Origin of the sequence: Mesorhizobium sp. M1A.F.Ca.IN.020.03.2.1 (assembly GCF_004023205.1) — a bacterium.
Classification (GTDB): Bacteria; Pseudomonadota; Alphaproteobacteria; order Rhizobiales; family Rhizobiaceae; genus Mesorhizobium.
On sequence record NZ_RZSV01000311.1, the window covers coordinates 1 to 5351 of the forward strand.

Here is a 5351-nt window from a genome sequence, read left to right on the forward strand (position 1 = left end):
ACGGTATAGCGTGTCGCGTGGCTGTCCTTTTCGCCCGCCGGAAAATCCTCGGATCGGACGATCCGCCAGATCGCGGGGTCGATCGGCGGAAAATGAGCGTCGCCATCGACCGCGGCCAGCACATGCGTGACGTGGAGACGATCGGCCAAGGGCAGGGCCTGGGCATAGATCTCGCCGCCGCCGACGACGCAGATCTCCTCGGCACCTGCCATGCAGCGGCCGCGCACCTTGGCCAGCGTGATCGCCTCGTCGAGCGAATGGGCGACTTCGGTGCCCTCGGATCGCCAGTCTCTGGCTCGCGTCACCACGATGTTGAGCCTGCCGGGCAGCGGCCGGCCGATGCCCTCATAGGTCTTGCGGCCCATGATGATCGGCTTGCCCATCGTATCGGCCTTGAAGCGTTTCAGGTCGCTGGAAAGCCGCCACGGCAGCCCGCCTTCGCGTCCGATCACGCCGTTCTCGGCAATGGCGACGTAGATCGCGATGTCCATCAGCCGCCGTTCCCGCTATTGTCCGACGGCTCGAGCAGCAAGATGCCGATATCGTGCTCCGGATAAAAATCCTTGGCCGTCATCTCGAACGTCGTCGGACCCACCTTGCGGACGTTGTCGCCGCAGAAGGAGACCAGATTCTTTGGGCTGCCCTTGTCGATGGTGAGCTTGAAATTGCCGATACTACCGGACGCCCAGTTGCCGCCGGTGGTCAGGATATATGCGATGCGGCTCTCGAAATATTTGGGATAGCCGTCGGGATTTTCCTTCGCTGCCTTGCGCACAGCGTTCTCGAACCCGCCGTCCATGCAGTAGCGGGTCTTGTAAGTGTCGTACTGCCCCTGGAACTTGCCGTCGTAATAGAAGCTGACCGATGACGTGCCGCCGACGCTCGGCTTGTAGCGGTGCGAGACATGGACTTGCTTGTTGGCCGGGAAGGTGGAGCGCCACCAATAGGTCGAGCGCAATTGCCAGAACGGCGCGTAGGCGGTTTGCATGCCCGAACCGTTGTCGGCGGTGTCTTCGATGATGATGCCGCGATCTTCCCAATCCTGGGCGACGTCCTTGGGCAGCTTTGCCAGCGCCGCCTTGGCGGCGTCGCCGAACGGATAGAGCGGCACGTCGTGCGCCTGGAGTTCCGCGGTGATGTCGATGCCCAGCGCGAACGCCTTTTGTTCGAGCTGCGGGTTGGCGTCGACGCCGTCGATCGTCACCTCGAAGCCGAGGAAATTGTCGCTCTGCGCTTCCGGGATCGCCGGCATCTCGTTCGGGTCGCCTTCGATGTCCGGCATCGGGAAGGCGACGGTCGCGCTGACGTCCTTGTCGGTATTGTTGCGGAAAACGTAGTCGACGGTCACTTTTTCCGGCGAGATGAAGAGATCCTCGCTTTCCATGGCAACCGCATCGCTGCGCGACAGGATCAGCCCGCCGGTGCCAAGCTCGGCAACGGAATCGTTGGCGAAGGCAGGTGCAACCGAGAATGCCAGCGCTGCGGTCAGGATAGTGCGTAACATGGCTCCCCTCTCGACGGCATGACCGGGATCATGCGGATGCGCTTCCATCTAGAGCAATTCCAGGAGAAGTAGCTAGAGACGTTCAACGTTTCTGCCAATCGGCGGAAGTTTTGCGTTCCCGCATGCCTGCCTGCCCCCGTCTGGACACCGGCCGCCCGATCGGGCAGGAGGACGCCTATGCGCAAGCTTCTCGTCATCGGCATCGGGGCCGGCAATCCCGACCACATGACCGTACAGGCCATCAACGGCCTGAACCGGGCCGACGTGCTGTTCGTTCCCGACAAAGGCGCCAGAAAGAACGACCTCGCGGAACTCCGCCGGCAGATCTGCGACCGCTTCGTCACAAACCCGAAGTCGCGCCGCGTCGAATTCGACGTCCCGGTTCGGGCCGAGCCGACATCGTCCTATCGCGTGACCGTCGACGACTGGCACGAGGCGATCGCCGAAATCTATGAAGGGCTGATCCGCGACGAGCTTGCCGAGGACGGCTGCGGCGCGTTCCTGATTTGGGGCGACCCCTCGCTCTACGACAGCGCGCTGCGCATACTGGAGCGCGTGCGCCTGAGGGGCAATGTCGGTTTCGAGCTCGAGGTCATTCCGGGCATCACCGCGATCCAGGCGCTTGCCGCCGTCCACGCGACCGCGCTCAACCGCATCGGCGATTCGATCCTGGTCACCACCGGCCGCCGGCTGACTGAGGAAGGCCTGCCCGCGAATGCCGGAAGCACCGTTGTCATGCTGGACGGCAAGTGCGCCTTCAACACACTGGTCGATCAAGATGTTTTCATTCAGTGGGGCGCTTATCTCGGCACGGCGGACGAGATCATCCTTTCCGGCCGCCTCGGCGATGTCGGCGCCGAAATCGAGAAGGTCCGAGAGGAAGCTCGGCGCAAAAAGGGCTGGATCATGGACACCTATTTGCTCCGCAAGCCCGGGGAGCCGGAGGAATAGGCCCCTTACAGGCCCAATCAACCGGCGTCGATCTCGGCCTGCAACGCCTGCATATGTACGGCCGCCGCTGAAGCCGCCGCGCGCTCGATCGCTCTGAAACGGCTGACGACGGCGAGACCCACGGCGGTCAATTGCGCGCCGCCGCCTTTTCGGCCGCCGGTCTGCGCCGCCACCAGCGGCTTGCCGAACACCCGGTTCATGTCCTCGACCAGGTCCCAGGCATGCTTGTAGGACATCTCCATGCCGCGCGCCGCGGCCGAAATCGAGCCGAAAGCGGCGATCTGCTCCAACAATTCGATCTTGCCCGGACCAATTCGTCCGTCAGGGTCGAGATTTATCCGCAGGCTCAGCGATGGCATCCTTTGTCCTCTGCGATCATGTCGAGATTACCCTCTCCGCCGCCACATCGCTTATTCCAAACCAACATAGCGATATTGCCCTTTCGTCAACCATCGGCCTCCACCGGCAGCCCAGCACCTGTCGTCGCGCTGTCAAAGCTCACCGTCTTGATCACCGCGAAGACCTCGCGGCCGAGCGCGAGCCGAAGGCTCTGCTTCGACTGTTTGGTGACGCGCGCCAGCACCGTTGCTCCGTTGCAGTCGATGGCGATCTCCACCGTAGGCCCGACGCCCGGCCTGACTGCGGCGATTTTGCCCGGCAGTATGTTGAGCGCGCTAAGACCCGACGGCTGTTCGGTCGCGATCATGACATCGCGGGCGCGGATGCGGAGCCGCACCAGAGCTCCCGCCGGGCGTGAAACGCGCGGCACGCGGATCTCGCCGGCCGGCGAGCCGAGCACAGTCATGCCGAAAGCCTCGTCGTGACGCAAAACCCTGGTGTCGGGCACCGCGCCGCCCTCGCCGCGCTCCTCCGCCGGCAAGAGGTCGAGCCGCTGCATGATCGCCTCGGTCGGGCCGAAAGCCGCGATCTTGCCTTGGGACAGCACCGCCACGTCGGTCGCCAGCCGCGCCACCTCGGCGACGGAATGGCTGACATAGGCGATCGGGATCTTCGTCTCATCGCGCAGCCGCTCGATATAGGGCAGGATTTCGGCCTTTCGCGCCTCGTCGAGCGAGGCGAGAGGCTCGTCCATCAAAAGCAGTTTCGGGCTGGCAAGGAGCGCGCGGCCGATCGCCACGCGCTGCTTTTCACCACCCGACAATTTCGCCGGCCGCCGGTCGAGCAGGGGACCGATGCCAAGGAGTTCGACCACCGCATCCATACTGGCGTAGCGCTCGGCAACCGGCGTGAACCAGCGGCCATAGCGCAGATTGCCGGCGACGCTCAAATGCGGGAAGAGCCGCGCATCCTGGAACACCATGCCGATCCGTCGCTTGTGCATCGGCACGAAGATGCCGGCGGCGGTGTCGACCAGCACGCGCCCGTCCACCGCGATCCGCCCTTTCCGCGGCCGGATCAGCCCGGCGATCACATTGATCAGCGTCGACTTGCCCGAGCCCGAAGGCCCAAACAGCGCCGTCAGCCGGCCGGCGCTTTCGAAACTCGCCTCGATGGCGAAATCGCCGAGACGATGACTGACGTCCACCGAGAGCGTCATTCGACGTCCATCCGCTGGCCGATCCGGCGCGCCAGAAGCTCGGAGGCCACCAGCGCCACCATCGAGATGACGATCGAAATCAGCGTCAGGCGCAGCGCTCCGGGATCGCCGCCCGGCACCTGCGTGAAGGTGTAGATCGCCGAGGGCAGCGTCTGCGTCTCGTTGGGGATGTTGGAGACGAAAGTAATGGTCGCGCCGAACTCGCCCATCGCCTTGGCGAAGGACAGGATCGCGCCGGCGATCAGGCCGGGCAGGATCAGCGGCAGCGTGATTGTGGCGAACACCCAGACCGGGTTGGCGCCGAGCGTGCCGGCGGCCGCCTCCATCTTGCGGTCGACTGCCTCGATCGACAACCGGACCGCCCGCACCATCAGTGGAAAACCCATCACCGCGCAGGCAAGTGCTGCCCCCGTCCAGCGGAAGGAAAAGACGATGCCGAAATGCTCGGCGAGGAAGGCGCCGGCCGGCCCGCGCCGGCCGAAGGTGAGCAGCAGCAGATAACCGGTCACCACCGGCGGCAGGATCAGCGGCAAATGCACCAGCCCGTTGAGCAAGGTCTTGCCCCAGAATCGCCCCCGGGCCAGGACCAGCGCGATCAGGATGCCGGGCGGCAGGCTGGCGATCATCGCCACCGTCGCCACCTTGATCGACAGCCGGACCGCATTCCATTCGTCGGGAGTGAGGTCCAGCAGCCAGCTCATATGCGGTGTTAGGTCTTTCTCAGTTGCTCGGCGCGAGCACCGTAAAACCCTGTTCCTTGAAGAGCGCGGCGGCCTTGGCCGACTCGACGCATTTCAGGAAGGCAGCCGTATCCTTGTCCTTCGAATCCGCGGTCTGGGCAATCGGATAGATGATCGGCGGGTGCGAATCCTCGGGGAAGGTGCCGACGACCTTGACGCCCTTTTCGGCATGGGCGTCGGTGGCGTAGACGATTCCGAGCGCGGCCTCGCCCGTCGATACCAGCTTGAGCGCGGCGCGGACATTCTCGGCCTGCGCGACCTTGCCTTCGACCGAGGACCACACGCCCAGCCATTCCAGCGCCGCGTTGCCATATTTGCCGGCGGGCACCGCCTTGAAATCGCCCATGGCGAGCCGACCGTCGCCGATGAGCCCGGCGAGGTCGAAGCCCTTCTCGACCTTCGCCTCGACCTTGGAATCTTGCGGCGCCACCAGCACGATCTGGTTGCCGAGCAGTTTCACTTCGGTGTCGGGCCTGGTCAGCTTCTTGTCGGAAAGATACTTCATCCAGTCGAGGTCGGCCGAGACGAAGACATCGGCTGGCGCGCCGCCCTCGATCTGCTTGGCCAGTGCCGAGCTTGCCGCATACGAAATCGTGGC

7 protein-coding genes are annotated in these 5351 nt (G+C 64.4%); 1 reads left to right on the forward strand and 6 read right to left on the reverse strand.

Going from position 1 to position 5351, the window contains the following annotated elements:
• Both EOA79_RS29215 and EOA79_RS29220 read right to left on the reverse strand, forming a co-directional pair.
• The coding region (locus tag EOA79_RS29215; RefSeq protein ID WP_164893993.1) for a dihydrofolate reductase at positions 1-491 on the reverse strand (491 nt) is incomplete at its 3' end.
• Positions 491-1504, reverse strand: coding sequence for a DUF4424 domain-containing protein (locus EOA79_RS29220; RefSeq protein WP_095825024.1), 1014 nt, complete (start codon positions 1502-1504; stop codon positions 491-493). The genes EOA79_RS29220 and EOA79_RS29215, both read right to left, overlap by 1 nt.
• Positions 1505-1681: 177 nt before the next feature.
• Between EOA79_RS29220 and cobF the strand changes: the two genes are divergently transcribed.
• A complete protein-coding gene (gene cobF / locus EOA79_RS29225) occupies positions 1682-2455 on the forward strand; it encodes a precorrin-6A synthase (deacetylating) (protein ID WP_067323209.1) in 774 nt (257 codons plus the stop codon).
• Positions 2456-2472: 17 nt separating this feature from the next.
• Here the strand turns inward: cobF and EOA79_RS29230 are convergent, their stop codons facing one another.
• The 4 genes from EOA79_RS29230 to modA all read right to left on the reverse strand — a co-directional run.
• Positions 2473-2814, reverse strand: a complete 342-nt coding sequence (locus EOA79_RS29230) for a winged helix-turn-helix domain-containing protein (protein WP_066990897.1) — start codon at positions 2812-2814, stop codon at positions 2473-2475.
• 86 nt (positions 2815-2900) lie between these two features.
• Positions 2901-4013 carry a molybdenum ABC transporter ATP-binding protein gene (gene modC, locus EOA79_RS29235; protein ID WP_128293531.1) on the reverse strand — a complete coding sequence of 371 codons (1113 nt, stop codon included), beginning with the start codon at positions 4011-4013 and terminating at the stop codon, positions 2901-2903.
• The gene (gene modB, locus EOA79_RS29240; protein WP_095824894.1) at positions 4010-4714 is read right to left on the reverse strand and encodes a molybdate ABC transporter permease subunit; all 705 of its coding nucleotides are present in this window, start codon (positions 4712-4714) and stop codon (positions 4010-4012) included. Before modB ends, modC begins: the two co-directional genes overlap by 4 nt.
• A 19-nt stretch (positions 4715-4733) precedes the next feature.
• A partial coding sequence (modA, locus tag EOA79_RS29245) for a molybdate ABC transporter substrate-binding protein (protein WP_128293532.1) occupies positions 4734-5351 on the reverse strand: 618 nt, incomplete at its 5' end.